Here is a 21,865-nt window from a genome sequence, read left to right as displayed (position 1 = left end):
CATATGATGAAATAATCAGTGCACTTTCATACGAACTAGTAAGGCAAGCTAGGCAGACTAACGTACGATACTCAGCTCATTCAGGCGCTCTACCGTCATTTCCTGCAGCGAAGGAACGACCGCCTCAGCCTGGCCCAGCGTAGCGGGAGAGCCGACTCCGACGCATCTCATACCCGCCCGGTGCGCTGCCTCGACACCAGCTTCGGCATCCTCGAAGACGACGCATTGCCCCGGAGGTACGGAGAGGGCCGCCGCACCGAGAAGAAATACCTCCGGATCGGGTTTGGCGTTCGTCGTATGCGTCCCATCGATAATGGCATCGAAGTAGGGGGTGAGGCCGGTATTGTCGAGAATGGTCATCGCGTTCTTACTGGCCGAGCCGAGAGCCGTTTTGATCCCGTTGTCCCGGCAGGCCTTCAGGAACTCTAACGCCCCTGGCAAAATTTCCGAATGATCCATCTTGGAAATGGCCTCGACATACCATCCGTTTTTCCGCTCGGCGAGATCCTGCTTTTTAGCGTCACCGAACTCCAGCCCGCCAAGGCCGAGCAGAATGTCGAGGGAAGCCATGCGGCTGACTCCCTTAAGCTTCTCGTTATCTTGTTCGGTGAATGTGAAGCCGAGATCCTTCGCTAGCCGCTTCCAGGCCAGATAATGATATTTGGCTGTGTCGACGAGGACACCGTCCAGGTCAAACAAGCATGCTTTAATTGAGGTCATCGCCTCTCCTCCTTTTAAGTGCAAACGTTTGAACAAGTTGCTAAAAATAAATGAAGCAGTTTGGCTTCATTTATTTGGAGTTAATTATGCAATGGGGTTCCCGTAGAGGGAACCGCCGTCTAGCCGCCTGTTCCAAGTTCCAAGCTATCGTACGGAATGGACGGACGATTCGCGAATCATCAGGCGATGCGGAATGATGTGCCGGTTTTGGTAAAGCGGTTCGTTATTGTTTTGAATAGATTGAATAAGTACCTGGGAAGCCGTGTAGCCCAAATTGTAGATGCCGATATCCATGCTGCTCAGCGGCGGGTTCGACAATTCTGATAAAGGGATGTTGTTAAAGCTCACCAGACACAAATCCTCCGGCACCTTATATTTCAGCTCGTGCAGGCCGCGTAGTATGCCAAAGGCAACCACGTCGTCAATAAGTACGATGGCGGTAGGGCGGTTGGGAAGATTCATGAAGAATGACATGGCCCGGTAGCCGCTCTCCTGCAGAAATTCCCCTTCAACGATCCATTCAGCCCGCGACTCCAGCCCGGCATCCGCGAGGGCATTCATATAGCCCAAAAGCCGATCCTTGGATACAACGAGATCGGGTGGACCGCTTACAAAACCGATTCGTTCATGCCCCATGGATATTAAGTGTTTTGTCGCATCATAGGAAGCCTGCACGTTGTCGTTATCCACGGATAAAATATCGGAAAATTGGTCGCTTCGCCCAATCAGAACGAAAGGGTGTGCGTTCTCATGCAGAAAGTCGATGACGGGGTCATCCGTTCTCGAGTAGAGCAAAATTACTCCGTCAACCCGGCGCCCGTTCAGCAGCCTCGAGACGCCTTCCAATTCTTCCTTCTCGTTGGCTCCTGTACTAATTAGCACATCATATCCTAATCGGCTCGCTTGAGTGACGATCCCGCGGATTAGCTCCATAAAGAAGTAATTCGAGAATAGCTCCTCAGCTGACTTAGGAAGCATAATGCAAATGCTGTTCGTAGTTTTGGATACGAGGCTTTTTGCCATAATATTCGGATGATATCCGAGTTGCTCCATAATTTCCTTCACTTTTCGAGAAGTCTCCGCGCTGATTCTAGGATGATTTGACAGCACCCGGGACACAGTGGAGGGGGAAACCCCGGCCTTCTTGGCAACATCTTTTATTGTAACAGCCATAATAACCTCCTGTGGAACCGTTTGCGTTATTACACTGTAATATTAATCTATAGGTAATCGAAAGTAAAGTACATAGGTTACACTGCTCTATGTCCCAAAGGAGGCGGAGGCCGATATTATGGCTGGGTTGAATTTCTTACACTGATTTACGATCAAGGTTTAAACCAAGTTTATCCATGCTTAAGCCTATATTTAAGGGTCCCTATTTAACTCATAATCAAACTCATATTAGTTTTTATTAAAGCCCCTATTTAAGTTATGATTTCAAGCTTATTTTGCTTCAGTTAATATGGCATAACCGTATGCTGGCAGCTTTACAGACAGCGTCCCGCTCACGGCTGGCCATCTCTTGCCGTCGAGCCGGTTTATCCAGGCATCCCCTTCGGCGTTTACCTGAATCGTTTGCACCATACTGTCGTTGTTTACAAGTACAAGAACAGCTTGCTCGCCGAGACGGCGCTCAAAGGCCAGCTTGGATCCCTGCGCTTCAGCGACCAGGAAGTGAATCGATCCGGTGCGCAGCGCTGGAAGCTCTTTCCTAACAGCGATTATTTTTTGATAAAAGGCGAATAAATCGCGATCCTGTTTGTCTGGATTCCATTCCATACATTTGCGGCAGTCCGGGTCTTGGCCGCCATCGATGCCGATCTCGTCCCCATAATATATACAAGGCGTGCCGCTGTACGTAAACAGAAGAACCGCAGCAAGCTTCATCCTGTCCTTGTTGCCATCGCAAAGGGTAAGCAGACGAGGGGTGTCATGGCTGTCAAGCAAATTGAAGGCGACCTCGCTCGCCTGCTGCGGGTAGCGGGCCAGCTGTTTGCCGATTGCATGGGCAAAATCCTCGGCGTCGAGTGTACGCCGTACAACAAAGTCGAGAACCGCATCCGTAAACGGATAGTTCATGACAGCGTCGAATTGATCGCCTTGCAGCCAACTGGACGACTCATGCCAGATTTCACCCAGAATATACGCGTCAGGGTTGGCCTTTTTCACCACTTTACGAAAATCTCTCCAGAACTGGTGATCCACCTCATTAGCGACATCCAGACGCCAGCCGTCAATTCCGGCCTCTTTAATCCAATACTCGGCAACGTTCAGCAAGTATTCCTTAACCTCAGGGTTCTCCGTGTTCAGCTTCGGCATATGAGGTTCAAAGGAAAATGTATCATAGGTCGGAACCCCATCTTTAACCTGCAGCGGGAATTCGCGTACGACGAACCAGTCCTTATACCGTGACTGCTCGCCTTTTTCCAGAACATCAACGAAGGGGGCAAACGTCTTGCCCGAATGATTGAATACCGCATCCAGCAGGACGCGAATGCCTCGTTCATGACAAGCCTTCACGAGCTTTTTCAAAGTTTCGGTATCTCCGAAGTGAGGGTCCACCTTCATGTAATCGGCCGTATCATATTTATGGTTCGTTGTAGCCTCGAAAATAGGGGTAAAATAAAGCGCATTAATCCCCAGCTCGCTTAAATGGTCAAGATGATCCATGACACCTTGCAGATCGCCGCCAAAGAAATTAAACCGTTCCGGTTCGCCGCCCCAAGGAAGCACGTCCTTCGGATCCAGACTGGCGTCGCCTTTAGCGAATCGCTCAGGGAAAATTTGATAGAATACCGCGTCCTTTACCCATTCAGGCACCGTGAAAACGTCAGCGGGATTAATATAAGGGAATTCAAACAACCGGTCCGGAAGAGGGGGGCGTTCTTTCGTGAATTCTCTTTCCGTCATCCAGATTTGCTCTTCTCCGGATTGCAGCAGGAAGCCGTATTTCAAACGGCGGTAGGAGGGCTTAATAGCGCAAGCCCAGTAGTCAAACAGCTCGTCGGTAGCCGCTTTCGCCATAGGGATCAGCTCTTTGCTTTGATCCCATATGTATTTATCGCCAGCAAAAGCATACACATGGGTAAGATCGTTTTTCTTTGCCCGCAGGCGTAAATGAATCGTCTCGTGATCATAGGCGTAGGCCCAGTTCAATTTCGGGCGATGGTAAATCGCTTCAAGCAGCATGTATGAGTTCCTCCTAACAGTGAGTTGTAAGAGTATAGAATTAATGGGTTAAGTAATGGATTGAAACACTGCTATTCTATACCCCGGGCGAATGACTTTTTCACGTTTGGACTGAAAAAATACGCTGTAGCATTGTCCGGTGAACGAGTCTAGCGGAAAAAGGCACATCAAGGCCAAATGGGAAGCCGAGGATGTACCTTTAAGATAGCATTGCCTTCAAATTGTGCGGCCAAACGTGAAAGGGTAACCGCATTCATGGATGGATTATAACATTGTTCAAACCATTGCACAAGTTGTAAATTTACTCCTGAAATTTTGGAAAAAAAACTGCTGGATCATCGATGAGGTATGCTTGGTATTCGTTGTTATACCAGTGTTTTTGATGAATTTATCCTAAGTAGTACATTTCCTAAATGGGAAAAAATGAGACAAATTACGTAATTGCAAGAATTCAAGAGATATATTGAATAAAACATATAAAATATTATTAAAACAGACAATGCAAACGTTTTTACGACATATTCATTCTGGTGTATGATGTTTGCGAAGATAAAGCGCTTACCAACGGGAAAACCAGCTCATTTTACTAAATATACATACAGCTTAGCTTGGGGAATTGGATTTTCTGAAATCGTTTGCGCATCTTCGGTGTAGCGCTTTTTCGGTGTAGTAAGAGCAATTTAATTTTTGGGAGGGGTTAAGCTTTATGACGTTAACAAAATCATTTAGAAGAGCGTTGTTTCTAATCGTTGCGATCGTTTTGGCTGCTTCAATTACGGCCTGCAGCTCGAAAAGCAGCACTGGCGGAAATGGTGGCAATGCCAGCGTGAATACGCCTGAACCGCCTAGTGCCGCCGACAATAAAGGGAGCGATGCTTCAGTTCAGGACGGTGAACTCGCGCCAGAGCAGGGAGCTGAGCTTCTCGTCTGGGAGAGTAGAGAAGAAGTTGCCTTCACCGAGGAAATTGCCAGACAGTTTGAAGAAAAATATGGGGTCAAGGTGAAAATTGAAGAAGTGGTCATCCCGGATCAAGTGGCTAAATTAACGACAGACGGACCTTCAGGACTTGGTGCGGACGTAGTCATTATTCCGCACGATCACCTTGGCAATGCGGCAGCGTCAGGAATGATTCTTGAAAATGATGTATTTGCAGAAGAGACGAAGAAGAACAACACTGAAGCTTCCATCATCGGGGCCACGTTCAATGGTGTTCTGTACGGATATCCTAGATCGGCCGAAACTACAGCATTGTTCTATAACAAGTCGCTAGTTCCGGAGCCGCCTAAATCGTTCGATGACTTGCTTGCGTTTGGCAGAACCTTTACGGATAAGTCCAAGAAAAAATACGCCCTGATGTGGGAAGCGGGGAATATGTACTTTAACTATCCGTTCATCGCCAGCGGCGGAGGTTACCTGTTTGGCGACAACGGAACAAACAAGGATGATATCGGGCTGGCCAACGAAGGGGTCGCTGAAAGCATGAAGGTATATCAAAGCCTAGCCGAAATACTTCCGGTCAAGAGCGGCGATATCAATCCCGATATTAAGCGCGGCTTGTTTGGCGCGGGAGATGTCGCTATGGACATTAACGGCCCTTGGGAGGTTGCCGGATATAAAGAAGCGCTTGGCGACAATCTGGCGATTGCGCCGATCCCTACCGTAAATGGCAAGACGGCCATTACTTTCTCGGGTATTAAAATCTATTCGGTAAGCTCTTTCACGAAATATCCGAATGCAGCTAAACTTTATGCGCAATTCGCAACAACCAAAGAAGCTCAATTACTGCTGAACGAGACAATCGGTTCAGTTCCTACGAATCTGGAAGCGCTGGAGACCGATCAAATCAAGAACGATCCGATCGTATCGGGCTTTGCTGAACAGGCTAAAAATTCGGAGCCGATGCCTTCCATTCCTGAAATGGCCAACGTATGGGCGCCTGTAAATGCGGCTATGGCCGACATTTGGGACAACAAAACAGATCCAGCAGCCGCTATGGAAAAAGCGATCACACAAATCAAGGATCTGAACAACGGGCTCGCCGCGGAATAATCCGGTAACCTCAAACGGAATCGTTTTGGGACCCGCCGCAATCTGCGGCGGGTAACCTTGATGCCATAGGTGAGAAGAAGGAGGAGAAGGAGGAGAAGGAGGAGAAATGAGCCGACATCGAACACAAGCAACGATACTGTCATCACTCTTAATGGGGCTCGGTCAAATATATAACAGGCAATACATTAAGGGCGCACTATTGATGGCGTTTGAAGCCGCGTCTGTGACTTATTTTATCCTTAATTTGCGATATGCGCTTTGGGGGATTGTAACGCTTGGGGAAAATCCGCGAACCTCTGCCAACATGCAGCAGGGCCAGTATGACCATTCGATCTTTATATTGGTTCAGAGCCTGATCACCCTTCTGTTTCTGGCCGTATTCCTGATCGCGTATTATTTGAACATTCGCGATGCGAGAAACATAGGCGGTGAGCGGGATCAAGGCAAGAAGCCACACAGCTTCTGGCAGTCGGTTCGTTACATCCTCGATTATAAATTTGCGCAGGCGTTTTTGAGCATTCCTGCTCTTGGAATTTTATTTTTTACGGTGATGCCCATTATTTTTATGGTCATGATCGCTTTTACGAACTATTCCTCACCTAATCACGTGCCGCCGGGGAAGCTGGTTGATTGGGTTGGGTTTGACACTTTTAAAAGCTTGCTTGCCCTCAAAAGCTGGAGCCACACGTTCTACGGCGTGTTGACCTGGACGATCGTCTGGGCAGTTTTGTCCACGGTGACGACTTATTTTGGCGGTTTGCTCGTGGCCCTGCTGATTAATCAGAAGGGGGTCCGGTTCAAAGGATTGTGGCGAACGATTCTGATTCTGCCCTATGCGATCCCCCAGCTTATTTCGCTGCTGGTGATGAGAAATATGTTTAACGGCGAATTCGGGCCGATTAACCAGTATCTCGGCTATTTCGGCCTCGGCGGCTTGCCATGGCTTACAGATCCGTTTTGGGCTAAAGTTACTGTCATTGTCGTCAATATGTGGGTCGGTATTCCTGTGTCCATGCTATTGATCATGGGCGTGCTGACGACGATCCCGCGCGATATGTACGAGGCTGCCGAGGTAGATGGGGCGAGCGGCTATCAGAAGTTTCGCATCATTACTTTGCCGATGATTTTATTTACGACAGCGCCTACGTTAATTGCGCAATTTGCCGGCAATATCAATAACTTCAATATGATCTTCCTCTTAACGGGAGGAGATCCGGTCAAAGGGGATTACCAGTATGCCGGCGCTACCGATTTGCTTGTTACCTGGCTGTACAAATTAACCTTGAACCAGAACAGGTACAATATGGCTTCCGCGGTCGGCATTATTATTTTCCTGATCATTGCCTCGTTTTCGATTTATAACTATCGCAGAACAAAGTCGTTTAAAGAGGAGGATATGATCCAATGAGCAGGCGAAAATTTCGGAATTACCTGCGGCTGACCGCAAGCTATTTTACACTGGCAATTTTGGCGATTTGCGCGATTTATCCTGCATTATGGATCGTATTTGGTTCGCTCAGGCCAGGCACATCGCTGTACAGCAAAACACTGCTGCCGGAGATGTTGACGTTAAAGCATTACTACGGACTGTTCAACTCCAGAACGATTTTGTTCGGACAATGGTATATGAATACGTTGAAGGTCGCTGTTTTCTCTATGCTGCTTGGCGTAACACTGACTTTGCTGACCAGCTATGCCGTATCGCGATTTCGATTTAAAGGACGGCAGAATGCGCTTTCCATGATTTTGGTATTGGGGATGTTTCCGGGGTTCATGAGTATGATCGCTATTTTTCTCTTGTTAAAAGAAATGCAGCTGCTCGATACGCATCTTGCGCTGATCATGGTATATGCAGCGGGTGCTCCATTGGGCCTGACGCTAATTGCCAAAGGGTTCTTCGACACGATTCCGCGCTCCCTCGACGAGGCGGCGCGGATCGACGGGGCGAGCAATTTTAAAGTTTTCACATCGATTATTTTGCCGCTTTCGAAGCCTATTTTAACTTATATGGCATTGTTGCAGTTCGTTGGGCCGTGGGTGGATTTTATTTTTGCCAGACTGATTTTGCGCAGCAAGGACAAATGGACGGTTGCGGTCGGCATGTGGGATATGGTTCAGGCGAATCAGAATTCGAACTTTACGATGTTTGCTGCCGGCGCGGTGCTCATTGCCGTACCGATTACGATCCTGTTCATGTTGATGCAGCGGCTGCTTGTAGAGGGGCTTACGTCCGGGGCGAGCAAGGGTTAGCAGAAAAGCAATCACTCAGCTCATATTTGATCCAGTTTGTACCGATCCATTTTGCAGAAACGGTCTAGTGTCTTTAAGGAAAAATAAGCTAGGAAGTAAGCCGAAAAGTAAGCCGAAAAGTAAGCTGAAAAGTAAGCTAATAAGTAAACGAATTAGTTAGCTGAAAAGTAAACTGAAAAGTAAGTTAATACGCAAACTAAAAAGCAAACTAAAAAGTAAACTTCAGTCAAGCCAGGCAGTCCATTGATTGCCTGGCTTGCTGCTGTTCGGGGACAGCTGAACTAGTGATCTGTTATTACGTTAAATCTGCTGAATATGATGGTTCTAAGGCAGAAGTGCGGCTCTGCAAATATTGTGTCAGCCCCTTTCGGACTGGTTAAACGTTGGAAGAGAGATATAAATTTATAGTGGATATCATTCCCAGTTTATGAATTGAATTAGAGCGGTCTGCCCAAGAGATATTAACCGAGAATTGGCTGAATAATATGCGCTTAACAGCATAGGGAATATTTAGGTATAAAGGCATGTAATACAAGGATAAATAGGAAAAATAAAATTGATTTTTTATAATAAATTAATCCTACCCATTTAGTCGAGTTTATGATAATATTACGTCTGTAAATGAACTTAATAATGACAACCAATGGTCAAATATTAAGGGACAAGGGGGAGTTTAGCCATGGAAACATTACAAATTATCGTTAACTTAGCGGTTATGCTCATACTGCTTGGCATCCTCTTCTGGATGCAAAAGAAACATATATCTTTCACGAAAAGAGTGTTCACCGGATTAGGTCTTGGCCTGCTGTTCGGGATTGCGCTGCAGCTGATTTTTCCATCCGGCTCTGCAGTTATCGGGAAATCGGCGGACTGGTTTAACCTCGTTGGACGCGGCTATGTCGGTCTGCTCCAAATGATCGTCATTCCGCTCATTATGGTATCGATTATTTCCGCGATCATGAAGCTGAAGGGGAAGCAGAATCTCGGTAAAATCAGCGGACTCATTATCGCTGTGCTGCTGCTCACGACAGCGATTGCCGCATCTGTAAGTATCGTCACTACACTCAGTTTCGATCTTAAAGCGCTGGAGATCCCGGCAGGAGATCGTGAAATTGAGCGCGGTGCGAAGTTGGAGGAGCGTCTCGGTGATGTAGCAGACAAAACGATTCCACAGCAAATTCTCGATTTCATTCCAACAAATCCTTTTGCCGACATGACAGGAGCTCGCAGCACATCGACGCTTGCGGTCGTTATTTTCTCCGCGTTTATCGGCATTGCCGTGCTGGGGCTGGACCGTAAGAAGCCAGAGCAAGCGGAGACATTCCGCAAGATGGTGGATGCGTTGTATGCGGTCGTCATGCGCATCGTTACGCTGGTGCTCAGGCTGACGCCTTACGGGATTCTTGCACTGATCACGAATACGGTAGCCACGACGAATCCGCAGGAGATTCTGAAGCTGATCAAATTCGTCGGAGCATCTTATGTGGCGCTGATCGTTATGTTCATTATCCATCTTATCCTGCTCGCCATTTTCGGATACAATCCGGTGCAATATGTTAGAAAAGTGCTGCCAACGCTCATCTTCGCCTTTACTTCGCGTTCGAGCGCGGCGACGATTCCTCTGAACGTCGAGACGCAAACGAAGCGGCTGGGCGTGCCTGACGGCATTGCCAACCTGTCGGCCTCATTCGGAGCGACGATTGGCCAGAACGGCTGCGCTGGTATATACCCAGCCATGCTGGCCGTCATGATCGCGCCGACGGTAGGCATTAATCCCATGAGTTGGGATTTCATTCTCACTCTGATCCTTGTCGTAATGATAAGCTCCTTCGGGGTAGCCGGTGTCGGCGGGGGAGCGACCTTTGCTTCCTTGATCGTCCTGTCTACAATGAACCTGCCAGTAGCGCTGGCCGGCCTTTTGATCTCCGTTGAGCCGCTGATCGATATGGGGCGCACGGCGCTGAACGTAAATGACTCCATTGCAGCCGGCGTAATTACCGGTAAAGTGCTTGGCGAGAACGACCTAGAGGCTTTCAAGCGCAATGTTGATCTTGACGTTGCACAGGCATAAGCCCCACAGGCAAAATGCCTAGGCCAAAGATATATATTGAAACAGCTTCGGGGAAAAATTCCTCGGGCTGTTTTTTCTTCATTTTTTTCTTCATTTTGTTTTTTCTTCATATGGGGTGAAGGGGAACGCTATATTAGGAATAAATTTACTGTGAATCGACCTGGATTTTGGTATTCTTGAATGAAAAGGGATTTAACGTAAGCTGCGCTATATGCCCGGTAAGTAATTCAACAAAAGGGTTTTAATTCTTGATACTTTTTATCTCGAATACCGTATATACTATTATAATCGCGGAAAGGTGGTGGATCGGTAGGATGCATGCATGGGTGATTTGGCTGATTGCCGCCGGAATACTGCTGGTGCTTGAAATGATGACGCTGACTTTTTACCTGTTATGGATAAGTATTGGGGCGGTTGCTGCTGCTGTGGTTGCCTGGTTTATCCCTGATGCTCTTTTGTTCCAGGTCATTGTCGGCTGTATTATCGCGCTCGTTCTGACAGCATTTACGAAGCCGCTTGCAAAGCGTCTGCGGACTTCCCAAGGATACGAAGATTCCGGAACTGAATTAGTCGGGAAGCAGGGAGTGGTGGTCGAAACGATTGAACCGGGCCAGTACGGTATTGTGAAAATTGGGGGAGATACGTGGAGTGCCACATCAACACAATTAATTCGCAAGGATGAGCTGGTGCGTGTTATGAAACGGGGCAGCGCTATTATTGAAGTCGAACGATGGGAGGAATTTTATTAATGGAATGGCTAATTGTCGTAGTTATTGTCCTTGTCGTATTTGTATTTATATCTTTAACCGTTAAGATTGTACCGCAACAACGGGTGAGCGTAGTGGAGCGGCTCGGTAAATTTCACCGTTTGCTGACGCCGGGACTTAACATTTTGATTCCGGTCATCGACCAGATAAGAATCACTCATGACCTGCGGATTCAACAGGCGAATGTTCCGCCGCAAACCGTTATTACGAAAGATAACGTGCAGGTACAGATTGATACGATCATTTTCTATCAAGTGATTGGGCCTGAGCAGGCCACATATGGCATTTCCGATTATGTATACGGTGTTCGCAACATTTCTACAGCAACGATGCGGCAAATTATCGGTAAGCTGGAGCTTGACGAGACGCTGTCTGGCCGGGAGAAAATTTCTACGGAAATCCGGATTGCCCTCGATGAAGCTACCGAGAAATGGGGCGTGCGGATCGAACGTGTTGAGGTAATCGACATTAAGCCACCGCTTGATATTCAAGAAGCGATGGATAAGCAGATGAAGGCCGAGCGGAACAAGCGGGCTATCGTTCTGGAAGCGGAAGCGGCGAAGCAGGATATGATTCTTCGCGCCGAAGGGGATAAGCAAAGTAAAATCCTTAAGGCCGAAGGTGACAAGGAAGCGCGCATTCGCGAAGCGGAAGGTCTGCGTCAAGCTCAAGAGCTGGAGGCGCTTGGGGAAGCCAAGGCGATTGAAGCGGTTGCCGCGGCTGAGAAAGCTAGAATCCAGATGATTCGTGAGGCAGGCTTGGATGAGCAGGTGCTTGCTTACCGTTCTTTCGAGGCATTGACGGATGTATCCAAGGGAGCGGCGAACAAAGTGTTCATCCCTTCGAATGCGATCGAAACGCTGGGCAGCATTGGCGCGATCGGCGAAATGTTCAAAGCGACCAAGGATGGCAAGAAATAATCGTTGTCTAAATTTATAGATTAAAGGAAGGGGCGTCCCACAAGTCATCCTAGATGACTGCGGGGCGCCCCTTTCTTTCAGAAAGTTTTTCGTTTCTAACGGAATCCATTTTTCCCTCGCCTGCATTCCATTCTTTAGTTCAGCTTATATACGCCTGCCGGACACTAAGCTGTCGGACACTAGCCTGCCAGACACTAAACTATTGAACACTAGGTCGTCGAGCCATTAAGCTGCCGAACATTAGGCTGTCGGACACTAAGCTATCGAACCACTAAGCTGTCGGACACTGAGCTATTGAACCCTTAAGCTGTCGAACATAAGGCTGTCGAACACTGAGCTATTGAACCATTAAGCTGCCGAACATTAGGCTGTCGAAAACTAAATGGAATTCGTGTATCTAATCATGCTCTAAACGAATGTTTCAGGGGATTAGATGGATTTTAGGTACCTAAAATCAAGAATCAAGCCCATGATGCCCAACTCCCCTCTTCTAACGACATGAAATCCATTTAAATCAACTTTTCCTTCTTTACCGCAGCAATTAACTACTATAAATCCATTTAGAACGAGAAAATCCGCGATTCATGCTCGGCATCAGGGGGAAGTCCGTACATCGTGCGCACTGCTCCCCGTGCCCACGATGTGTGGTTCGGGGCATGCTTGGATGACTGTCGGCGTGGAGAGCGAGTTTGGTCGCAAGGTCACAAGGTCGCGAGGTCACAAGCTCACAAGGTCGCAAGGTCGCGAGGTCACAAGCTCACAAGGTCGCAAGGTCACAAGGTCGCGAGGTCACAAGCTCACAAGGTCGCAAGGTCACAAGGTCGCAAGGTGACAAAGCTCACGAGGGCACATGGTTACTTTAAGGGCAACCGGTCATTCCGCAAATGAGAATGCAATTTTTTTATAAACATTACATTCATATCAAATTGATAATCATCAGCAAGGACAAGAGCTAACCCTTCAACTACATGCAGTGCATTTGAATAGGCGTTATATAATTCTTCTTTATCTAATTTTGACGTCATTGAAGAATACTCACCATACGCTTTTTCTGAAAGATCAGCTTCTAAGTTTTTTGTAGCGTTAAGCCAACGTTCTACGTTTTTTTCACGAATCCTGATTAATTGTAAAACGTACTTTTGAACATAGGTCAGACATTCCAACGAACGTGCCATTTCCCCTCTTTTTAAAACATTGGTACCCATGATCCAGGCATTAACAAAGTTATTAAAAGCAAAATTGACATTTTCATTGGTCATTCTTTCTGGTCCTTCGCCCTTTAGATCATCTAAACATGCTTTTAATTTGCCTGTAATATCATAAATAAACATGGATTCTGTGTCAGGGAAGACACCTGTCTCTTTAAATGTCTTAATAACTTCAATCTCAGATTCAGGCTGGAAATGAAACTCCCCTCTAATTAAATTGGAAAACACGACAACCTCGGTTCCAAATTCATTAAAAAAGAGTAAATCATAAGGGGCAATCTCTTTCATCCAGTCAGAAGACTCAAACTGCCCCATCTCCGTATTTTTTAAATAGACATAAAACTCAACATCCGAGTATTTGTCCCCTTCACCTTTTGTAAACGATCCATACATCATACATGCAGCAATCCGCGGATCATTCTCACACTTCTCTTTAACTACATTAATTAGTTTTTCCTGGAATAGCATCTACAAAATAACCTCCTAATTTTTAAAAATTTAAAGGGAATTTTGCATATCTACCACGGGGCAACATGAACAGCACATATCGAAAACTCCTTTCATTAACATCCAATTTATTATATCGAATTTAGGAGTATGCGGACAATTATACTTGCACGTTCTATGCGAGCGAGAAAAAAAGGATACATGTTCATATATTGAACATAATATCCTCTTATTAGTTTCGTCTATCCAGCCAAAGAGAGTGCTTATTTGTTGGTGCGACGGGGCGATTACTTGTTTTTATCGGAGGACAGCTGATCCTTCAAACGCTGCAGCTCCTCGCTTACAGCCGGGTCGTTGTCAGGGTCCGCTGTGTCCGAGGAGAAGGGGCTGTGGCCGGATTTTGCCATGGCTGCCTCCCATTCGGAAATTTTCTCCTCCATGCGCTCAAAGCCTCTTGCCGCTGCGCCGCTAAAGGTGCCATAGCTGAAGTTTGGGCTTTCCGCGCTGCTGGATTGCTCCACCTTGCGTGCGCGTTCTTCCAGCTCTTTGCGTTTTTCCTTTAAGCGGGCCAGCTCTTCCTTCGCTTCCTTCAAACGCAGCTCCAATTCGAACACCTGGCTCTCGGCCTGCTTGGCGTTAGCTGCACATTGTTCAGCTTCGTCTTGATAATTGATTTTGGCTACAGCGGCGCGGCGGGCCGCTTCTTCATTGCCGGCGGATAAGGCTTCCAGCGCCTTTTGCTCCTGCAGCTGGGCGTTGCGTGCGGCGTCCAGGCTTTTCTGCTCGCTCACTTTTGCTGCAGTTTTGCGTTCGCGAAGCAAATTCTCTTTAGCGGCAATATCTTCTTCCAGGTTTCTTAAGTACTGTCCTGTCATCAGGATCGGATCCTCCAGCTTGTTCAGTACCTCGTGAATCGTTGCTTTCGTTAAGTTGGCCAGTCTGTTCAATATGCTCATGTTCAGGGCTCCTTTTTATTGTATATTTTTAACAGCATAAATTATGAATTGGGTTAAAAAATGTTAGAATTTTGAGTAATGCTCATCATAACCATAATCGTTGTAGTCGTAATGCAGGCCAGCAGGCTCTTTAGGAACGATCAGGCTGGCGATCAGGTAAATGGCTACGACGGTGCCAAAGCTGCAAATCGCTGCAATCAGGGCAATCAGGCGAACTACGGTGGAATCTATGTTGAAATAGCGGGCAATGCCTCCACATAGACCGGCAACTTGCTTATCTGTTCTGGAACGGTACAATTTTTTCATCTTCAACCACTCACTTTCATATATTGTCATCGAGATCATACTGTTTTTATTTATAACTTTATTTTATCGGGTTTCCATTGACGGCATAACGGGCTCGGGACGGTTTTTGAACTGGACTATAGTCGGGCAAACTCCTCGTCAGAAGGTTGGGGGTGGTAATGGGGGGAATAGACAGCTGGATTGAAAATAGCGGACGGTCAGCAAATAAACGACCAGGCGGACGGGTCGGAAAATAAACGATCAGAACGATCAGAATCATCGGGATGATAAGGCAAACCCGGTTAAAGAGTACAACCCACATAAAGAAAACAACCCATATAAAGAAGAAGGAGTGAGCGTCATGAGTATCGCGGTTTTGCACGGTAGTACAAGGACAGGCGGAAATACGGAACATTTGACCGGAATTGCATTGGACGGAATAGCGCATACGGATATTTTTTTAAGGGAAAAGACGATTCTGCCGATTCATGATCAAAGGCATGATGAAGGTGGTTTTGATCCGGTTGACGACGACTATGAGCACGTCATTGAAGAAGTGTTGAAACATGATATTCTCGTGTTCGCAATGCCGGTATATTGGTACGGGGCGCCAGGCATTGTAAAAAATTTCTTTGATCGCTGGTCGCAAAGCCTCCGTAATTCACGTTACGATTTCAAGGCGGCCATGGCGGAGAAAAAAGCCTACGTCATCGTCGTAGGGGGTGACAGTCCCCGGATCAAGGCGATGCCGCTAATTCAGCAGCTTAAATATACGTTCGATTTTGTAGGTATGCCGTTGGAAGGATATGTGATCGGGAAGGCGAGCAGACCCGGAGAAATGACCTATGATCAGCGGTCGCTGACGGATGCGAAGTGGCTGAATCAAGAGCTGAAACAAGTGTTGGAACAGGCTTGATACAAGAGCGGGAACAAGCTTGATACAAGAGTTGGAACAAAAACTGAAACAAGAGTCGGAACAAGCTTGAAAAGCTTGAATTAGGCTGTCGAAAACTAAATGGAATTCGTGTATCTAATTATACTCTAAACGAATACTTCAGGGGATTAGATGGATTTCAGGCACTTAAAATCAAGAAATCAGCCCATGATGCCCAACTCCCCTCTTCTAACGACATGAAATCCATTTGGATCTACTTTTCCTTCTTTACCGCAGAAACTAACTACTATAAATCCATTTAGAACTAGAACGGAAAATTTCGCGATTCATGCTCGGCGTAAAGTGGAGGTTGTTATGCCGACAATTATACTTGTTTTGGACTATGTAATGGGAATCTCATTAAAAACAAATGTACGTTCTATGCGAGAAAAGAGGATATAAGGGGAAAAAAATTTGACAGATAGCTATCGGTGCTATCGGTAATCAAAATGTGAAAAGCTGCCGTTTTAACGTCTTGTGCTCGCTGTTTTCGGATTATTGCAATTGCTGCCGAATAACTGCTTGTGCAGGCCGTTTTTTTTGCCCGGGATTGGATCTGCAAAATTTAAAATATTATACAGTTTTAACATTGCAGGATTATGATAGGGATACGGTTAATAATGAAGAAGCTTGTTTTATTTACTTTATAACTTGCTTTATATGGAGTTTAAATCTGAGGGAGGACGAATATGGCTCAAATCATTAATTTTGCGCATCGGGGTGCGTCCGGGCACTGTCCCGAGAATACGATGATATCCTTCAAACGGGCGCTTGAGCTTGGCGCCACTGGCATTGAGACGGATGTGCAGATGACGAAAGACGGGCATCTGGTGTTAATACATGACGAGACGCTGAAACGTACAGCCGGTTCGGCGGAATGGGTTAAGGATGTGACGCTGGAGGAGTTAAAGTCCAAGGATGCAGGCGTGTGGTTTCACGAAGATTACCGGGGGGAAAAGATTCCGACGCTGGATGAGCTGCTTGCATGGGTCAAGCCGCTGGATATTGTCGTTAATTTAGAGCTGAAAAACGGTCTGATCCGCTACCCGGAAATTGAAAAAAAGCTGATTGCAGCAGTTCGCAGCTACGAGTTGTCCGAGCGTGTGATCATTTCCAGCTTCAATCATTATTCGCTTGTAGAATGTAAACGGATCGCCCCGGAAATTCGGACCGGGATTTTGTATATGGAGGGCCTGTACGAGCCATGGGAATATGCTAAGCGGGTCGGGGCCGATGCGCTGCATGCCTTTCAATATGCTGTAGTTCCAGAACTGGTAGCAGCTGCCGCTGAACATGGCGTAGCTTATCATCCGTTTACCGTGAATGAGCCTGCTGAGATGAGGGCGTTGATCAAGGCGGGCGTAGCGGGGATTATTACCGATTATCCGGAACGCTTGGCCGATCTCCTGACGACTGATGGAGGCTAGGCGGATGAGAAAAACGTGGCTGCTCGGTCTCGGCTTTTTCAGCATTAGCATTACTTGGGCATTATATAATGCGTTCGTTCCGCTTTTTTTGGACAATTTCTTGAAAAATACGGCAATGATCGGATTTATGATGACGATCGATAACTATTTCGCCATGTTCCTGCAGCCATGGATCGGTCACCGCAGTGATAAGACGAGGAGTAAATATGGCCGCAGAATGCCTTATTTGTTGATTGGTATGCCGTTAGGCGCTCTGTTTGCGACGCTCATACCTTTACATACGGGATTTGTGACGCTGGTAATATTTATGGTGCTGATGAATTTATCGATGAGTATATTCCGCTCCCCAACTGTTGCACTGATGCCGGACATTACTCCAGAAAGCGGACGTACCAAGGCTAACGGAATTATCAACTTTATGGGGGGCCTTGGGTCGATTCTAGCTTTCGGTATTGGCTCCCCGCTTTATAAGATTGCACCGTTTTTGCCGTTTTTGTGCGCTGGAGTCATCATGCTTTTGTCGATGGTCGTCCTGAAAAGCGTGATCAAAGAACCTGTGACACTAGGGAATGACGGGCGCGACAATCCGTTCCAGGCGGAAAGGGAACAGTTGCAGTCGATGGAGGCGCCCGGCAATCCGGTACGAATCAGGGAGCAGCTCGATCGCACGACGTTGTTTGTTTTAGGGGCTATCTTTTTCTGGTTTGTTGCCTATCAAGGGGTAGAAGCGCTGTTTACACTTTATGGGACAAAATATATCGGGATGAGTCATAACGAGGCGGCTTTTTCACTAACCTTTTTTTCGCTGGCGTTTCTTGCGTTTGCACTGCCCAGCGGGTGGCTTGGCGCCCGATTTGGCAAGAAAAAGGTTATTACCATCGGCGTACTGGGGCTGTTCGTCATTTTTGGCTCGCTCGTCTTTGTGAAGTCTGTGCTGCTGCTGCGCGGCCTGCTTATTGTAGGCGGGTTATTCTGGGCTTGTATTAACATTAACTCCTACCCTTGGATTGTATCGACGGGGAGGGAGGAAAGCATCGGAACGCGTACGGGAATATATTATTTCGTGTCCTCGTTGGCCGCGATCAGTTCCCCGCCTATGCTTGGCTGGATCATCGATCTGTTCGGATATCCGGCGCTGTTCGTCAGCGCGTCGCTCGGGATGCTGCTGGCTTCGCTGTGCTTGATCGGCGCCAAGCCGGAGAACCGGTCCGCAGGCAGTGGTTCTATGGATCAGGCTCCACCAGCCATGCAATAGCCTGAGCCGAGGCAAGGGCAAAGTCAAGGGCAAAGTCAAAGGCAAGGGCAAGGGCAAAGGGCAAAGTCAAGGGCAGAGGCAAAGGCAAAGGTAAGCGAAGCAAAGCAAAGCAGGCAAACCAAGGCAAACTAAGGCAAACCAAGGCAAACCAAGGCAAACCAAGGCAAACCAAGGCAAACCAAAGGCAAACCAAGGCAAACCAAAGGCAAACCAAAGGCATAAAAAAACTCGGCACTAGCGTCATCTAAGACGTGCGTGGCCGAGTTTTTATTTGTATGTGACCAAGTTATAAGTTGAGCGTGAACGGGTTCTGAGTCGTGTTGAATGCGATTTTAGTATGCCTGATCAAATTATTAGTTTGTATGAACGCACCTTAAGTATGCAAAGCCTGGTTTTTAGTCGCGCCGAACGCATTTTTAATACATACGGTACCAAGTTTTTATTGTTTATCGGGCCTTAAGTGGACTTCTTTGTGCCGCGAAGCGTAAGGCCTAAGGCGACAATCGAGATCAGCAGCGCGCCAGATGACAGTACAATCGTCCATGTATTCAAGGAGCTTGCGCTCTCCCCGGCTCCCGATTGCGCTGAATTCGACACGGGTGCTGCGGTAGTCTCCGTTGTCTCTGAACCGCTGACTTGGGCGTTACTTTCCGCAGATTCCGTGCTGCTGCCTTGCGCTGCATTTTCTGCGGATGAATTACCTTCATGGCTTGCGCTTTCGCTGCTTGCCTGATCATGGCCGTGATCATGGCTGTGCGAGTGACTTGCGCTGTCTGCAGCGGGGCCTGCATCAGGACTAGAAGATACTACCGTGATGGAATGGGGCTTCTCGCTGTCTTTGTCGCCGGTCCACTCGACAATGCTGCCATCGCTATAGTACTGGTAAGCATCCCAGGCTAATTCGGCATCGGCGCCTGGATTTTTGGCCACGAAATCGAATTGTTGGAACTCGCCGGGCAAAATGCCTTCGCCCTCCGCCGACCAGGTGACGACGGTAATTTTATCTGAGCTGTCTTTCGTCAGCTCTACCTTCCAGTCCGGAATGGCGCGATATTGTTTGAAATCGAGGCCTTCGGGAATTTTCAGGGACACCTTGACTGTGGGGATATCTTTCTCGACGGGAACCTTAATCGTATAAGTCTCCCAGGCCCCAGGGGCCGTTGTACCCGGAGTAACGGTGACGTGCGCGCTGGCGATGCCGGCAAATAGCAGCAGGCATGCAGCTATGGCAGGAACCAGGGCCATTGATTTTGTAAGCATGGCGGAAAAGGATTGAAGTTTTTGTTTCATAACGATGAAAATCTCCTTTGCAAATTTTATTTATAGTAATGCGAGGAAAAGCGAAAAATCACTTGTTGCCGACCTGAAATGTGAAGCTGCTATCGATCGTTTCCAGTGAGGAAAGCAAAATATGAACGTTTAGCTTCCAACTGCCGCCCATCGTCACGATCGTATTTCCGCTCAACGGGATGGAATCGCCTCCTTTCGGAATCGCGAGTTCGATCGTTCCCATGTCCATGTCGAGGGAGGTTAGTGTGAGCGTTATTTGCTCGATGCCGTTTAACGGCTTTTGCTCACGATCCAGGGCAATGACCTCAAAGCGGTTCTCACCGACGATGTTTGGCGATACTTTTAGGGTGATGTGGTAGCCGTCCGCTGTCACGGCTTTCAATTGAACAGGACCCGGACTGGCCAGAGAAGTCGGCATGTTCGACAGAACAGCGGCCAGGACGAGCACGATCAATCCGGTGATGAATTCGACCCACACCCCGCGGCCCAAGGGCTGGGTCTGCTTGCGGCCGCGCAAAAATGCGGAGAGGCCGAGGGCCAGCATGACCAGCGTCAACCCGCCCTTCGCAAGGAGGATTAGGCCATAATTACTGTGCAGAAGCGCATGCCATGTAGGAACATGGAGCAGCCCGGCGTAAAATCCCGAACATAATAAGATAGCGACGCAGCCAGCAGCCAGAATGGAAAAGCGCCGGATGGTTTCCCAGTATATTCTGCTCTTGGAGCCGGGCTCACCCCGCCGTGATTTTGCAGCATGGGGCAGAAGAAAAGCGAGCGACAGCAATCCCCCCAGCCATAGGAAGGAGGAAGTCTGATGCAGAAAGTTCATCGCGATGGCTATGCTTCTCTCGCTCGCGGCAGCGGAGTGGCCGATAAACGATTTGGCGAGCAGAATGCCGAAACTGGCTATAAGTGCGACTGATGCGGTCCAGTTTTGTGCGGAACTCCAGTCTGCTGCGCTGGCCCAATCTGCTGCAAGAGGTTTTCGTTTTCTGGCCAAAACTACAAGTGCCACAGTAAGTCCTGCCAACAGGAGAAGCAGCACTATTTCAGCGATCCATGCTTTGCCGAACGAAGTAAGACTCAGCGTATCCTTGATCCATGCTGGACTCCAGGCTTGGTACCACGGGACTCTGGCGTCGCTCGACGTCTGCTGCGGCAAGCTCAGCACGATCCCAGCTGCAGCGAGGATGAGAGATAGAATGAGAAGCCGTTTGCTTCGCTGCCAGACAGGGAATTGTGCAAAGCTTTCTAAATGGTTTTGCTGCCTTGCGGTTTGATGCTTATTTGTCCATCCATTGCCTTTGATGTTGCCCTGTGAAATATCTTCAAGGGCAGCTTTGGCATCCATTCTGGCGGCAGCTGTATCAACCGCGGTGCGACGCGGCAAGAGAAGCAGATGAAAGACAAGCACACCTATGTACATGGCCAAGCCGCTGTACTGGAACCAGCGCACGAGAAGAAGGCCCAGACCCGGCCAATTGCTTCCTTGGCTGCTGTCCGGTTCATTTGAAGCAGGAGGGCTTTGCCCGGCAGCCGCATCTCCGATGATGAAAGGAAACGTGCCGGTGACCGTATGGCCGTCGCTGGACAATACTTTGTAATTCACAGTATAGATTCCATCCGGCAGTTCCGTCCGCAAGTCCGCGATCAACTTGGCTGAATTCGCATCATCGATTCTTGCTACTCCTTCGGTAGCCTGTCGGCCAGAAGGGCCGGTGACTTGAAGGGAGTGAAAAGCGTTTTCGATCGGCTCGTTAAAGGTAATGCTGACCGAAGCAGGAGCTTCCTCCAGTACTTCGTTCTCTACGGGAGACGAAGCTACAACGAAGGCGTGAGCGGATACGGATGCAGGGAGGGAGCACAGAAGGCAGTAAAATATGAGTAAGGTAAACGCCCTGGTTGCATACCGTTTTTCCAATGAAAAAATCACTCCTTTTCGCTAGTTTGCAATGATGTTATTCACAACGAATCTCATTTTACAGTTATTTTTTTGGTGAGAATATGACCATATCGGGCTATATAAGAGGGACTGAAAACGGAAAAATTGACATTTTTGTGAAAGATTTTGCGGGGAACGCTAACGACGGGCGAAG

General features: G+C 47.8%; 17 protein-coding genes. 9 read left to right on the top strand and 8 right to left on the bottom strand.

Features of this window, described 5'->3' with window-relative positions:
- Positions 1 to 57 precede the first annotated feature (57 nt).
- The 3 genes from pgmB to G358_RS0101475 form a co-directional block, all read right to left on the bottom strand.
- Complete coding sequence (gene pgmB, locus G358_RS0101485; protein ID WP_019635430.1) at positions 58 to 720, bottom strand: beta-phosphoglucomutase; 663 nt, start codon at positions 718 to 720, stop codon at positions 58 to 60.
- Positions 721 to 864: 144 nt separating this feature from the next.
- On the bottom strand, positions 865 to 1,893 hold the full coding sequence (locus G358_RS0101480) for a LacI family DNA-binding transcriptional regulator (protein WP_019635429.1): 1,029 nt from the start codon (positions 1,891 to 1,893) through the stop codon (positions 865 to 867).
- 270 nt (positions 1,894 to 2,163) lie between these two features.
- Positions 2,164 to 3,909, bottom strand: a complete 1,746-nt coding sequence (locus G358_RS0101475; protein WP_019635428.1) for an alpha-glycosidase — start codon at positions 3,907 to 3,909, stop codon at positions 2,164 to 2,166.
- A 706-nt stretch (positions 3,910 to 4,615) separates the two neighbouring features.
- On the opposite strand from G358_RS0101475, the gene G358_RS0101470 reads away from it, so the two are divergent.
- The 6 genes from G358_RS0101470 (at position 4,616) to G358_RS0101445 (ending at position 11,967) form a co-directional block, all read left to right on the top strand.
- Entirely contained in the window at positions 4,616 to 5,959 is a 1,344-nt protein-coding gene (locus tag G358_RS0101470; RefSeq protein ID WP_019635427.1) for a sugar ABC transporter substrate-binding protein, read from the top strand.
- Positions 5,960 to 6,065: 106 nt separating this feature from the next.
- Positions 6,066 to 7,367: a sugar ABC transporter permease gene (locus tag G358_RS0101465; RefSeq protein ID WP_019635426.1), complete on the top strand. Its 1,302-nt coding sequence runs from the start codon at positions 6,066 to 6,068 to the stop codon at positions 7,365 to 7,367.
- Positions 7,364 to 8,209, top strand: coding sequence for a sugar ABC transporter permease (locus G358_RS0101460; protein ID WP_019635425.1), 846 nt, complete (start codon positions 7,364 to 7,366; stop codon positions 8,207 to 8,209). Before G358_RS0101465 ends, G358_RS0101460 begins: the two co-directional genes overlap by 4 nt.
- A 679-nt stretch (positions 8,210 to 8,888) precedes the next feature.
- Positions 8,889 to 10,280: an L-cystine transporter gene (locus G358_RS0101455; protein WP_019635424.1), complete on the top strand. Its 1,392-nt coding sequence runs from the start codon at positions 8,889 to 8,891 to the stop codon at positions 10,278 to 10,280.
- Positions 10,281 to 10,594: 314 nt separating this feature from the next.
- On the top strand, positions 10,595 to 11,029 hold the full coding sequence (locus G358_RS0101450) for an NfeD family protein (RefSeq protein ID WP_019635423.1): 435 nt from the start codon (positions 10,595 to 10,597) through the stop codon (positions 11,027 to 11,029).
- Positions 11,029 to 11,967, top strand: a complete 939-nt coding sequence (locus tag G358_RS0101445) for an SPFH domain-containing protein (RefSeq protein ID WP_019635422.1) — start codon at positions 11,029 to 11,031, stop codon at positions 11,965 to 11,967. The genes G358_RS0101450 and G358_RS0101445 overlap by 1 nt, the downstream gene beginning before the upstream one ends.
- Before the next feature lie 854 nt (positions 11,968 to 12,821).
- Here G358_RS0101445 and G358_RS0101440 read toward each other — a convergent pair.
- The 3 genes from G358_RS0101440 to G358_RS0101430 form a co-directional block, all read right to left on the bottom strand.
- Positions 12,822 to 13,643 (bottom strand): nucleotidyltransferase domain-containing protein, encoded by an 822-nt coding sequence (locus tag G358_RS0101440; protein ID WP_019635421.1) that lies wholly within the window; start codon positions 13,641 to 13,643, stop codon positions 12,822 to 12,824.
- Positions 13,644 to 13,909: 266 nt separating this feature from the next.
- Positions 13,910 to 14,578, bottom strand: coding sequence for a PspA/IM30 family protein (locus G358_RS0101435; RefSeq protein ID WP_019635420.1), 669 nt, complete (start codon positions 14,576 to 14,578; stop codon positions 13,910 to 13,912).
- A 63-nt stretch (positions 14,579 to 14,641) separates the two neighbouring features.
- A complete protein-coding gene (locus G358_RS0101430; protein WP_019635419.1) occupies positions 14,642 to 14,884 on the bottom strand; it encodes a PspC domain-containing protein in 243 nt (80 codons plus the stop codon).
- A gap of 340 nt (positions 14,885 to 15,224) precedes the next feature.
- Between G358_RS0101430 and G358_RS0101425 the strand changes: the two genes are divergently transcribed.
- From G358_RS0101425 to G358_RS0101415, 3 genes are all read left to right on the top strand, one after another.
- Entirely contained in the window at positions 15,225 to 15,779 is a 555-nt protein-coding gene (locus G358_RS0101425; RefSeq protein ID WP_019635418.1) for a flavodoxin family protein, read from the top strand.
- Between the two features lie 707 nt (positions 15,780 to 16,486).
- On the top strand, positions 16,487 to 17,224 hold the full coding sequence (locus tag G358_RS0101420) for a glycerophosphodiester phosphodiesterase (protein WP_019635417.1): 738 nt from the start codon (positions 16,487 to 16,489) through the stop codon (positions 17,222 to 17,224).
- Positions 17,225 to 17,228: 4 nt separating this feature from the next.
- On the top strand, positions 17,229 to 18,479 hold the full coding sequence (locus G358_RS0101415; RefSeq protein WP_019635416.1) for an SLC45 family MFS transporter: 1,251 nt from the start codon (positions 17,229 to 17,231) through the stop codon (positions 18,477 to 18,479).
- 456 nt (positions 18,480 to 18,935) lie between these two features.
- Here the strand turns inward: G358_RS0101415 and G358_RS0101410 are convergent, their stop codons facing one another.
- On the bottom strand, positions 18,936 to 19,769 hold the full coding sequence (locus G358_RS0101410; RefSeq protein ID WP_019635415.1) for a YcnI family copper-binding membrane protein: 834 nt from the start codon (positions 19,767 to 19,769) through the stop codon (positions 18,936 to 18,938).
- 58 nt (positions 19,770 to 19,827) lie between these two features.
- Positions 19,828 to 21,690, bottom strand: a complete 1,863-nt coding sequence (locus G358_RS0101405) for a copper resistance CopC/CopD family protein (protein WP_019635414.1) — start codon at positions 21,688 to 21,690, stop codon at positions 19,828 to 19,830.
- Positions 21,691 to 21,865: the final 175 nt, after the last annotated feature.

This window comes from Paenibacillus fonticola DSM 21315 (assembly GCF_000381905.1).
GTDB classification, from domain to species: domain Bacteria; phylum Bacillota; class Bacilli; order Paenibacillales; family Paenibacillaceae; genus Fontibacillus; species Fontibacillus fonticola.
The sequence above is the reverse complement of the archived record's forward strand: the minus strand, read 5'-3'. Positions and strand labels throughout refer to the sequence as shown.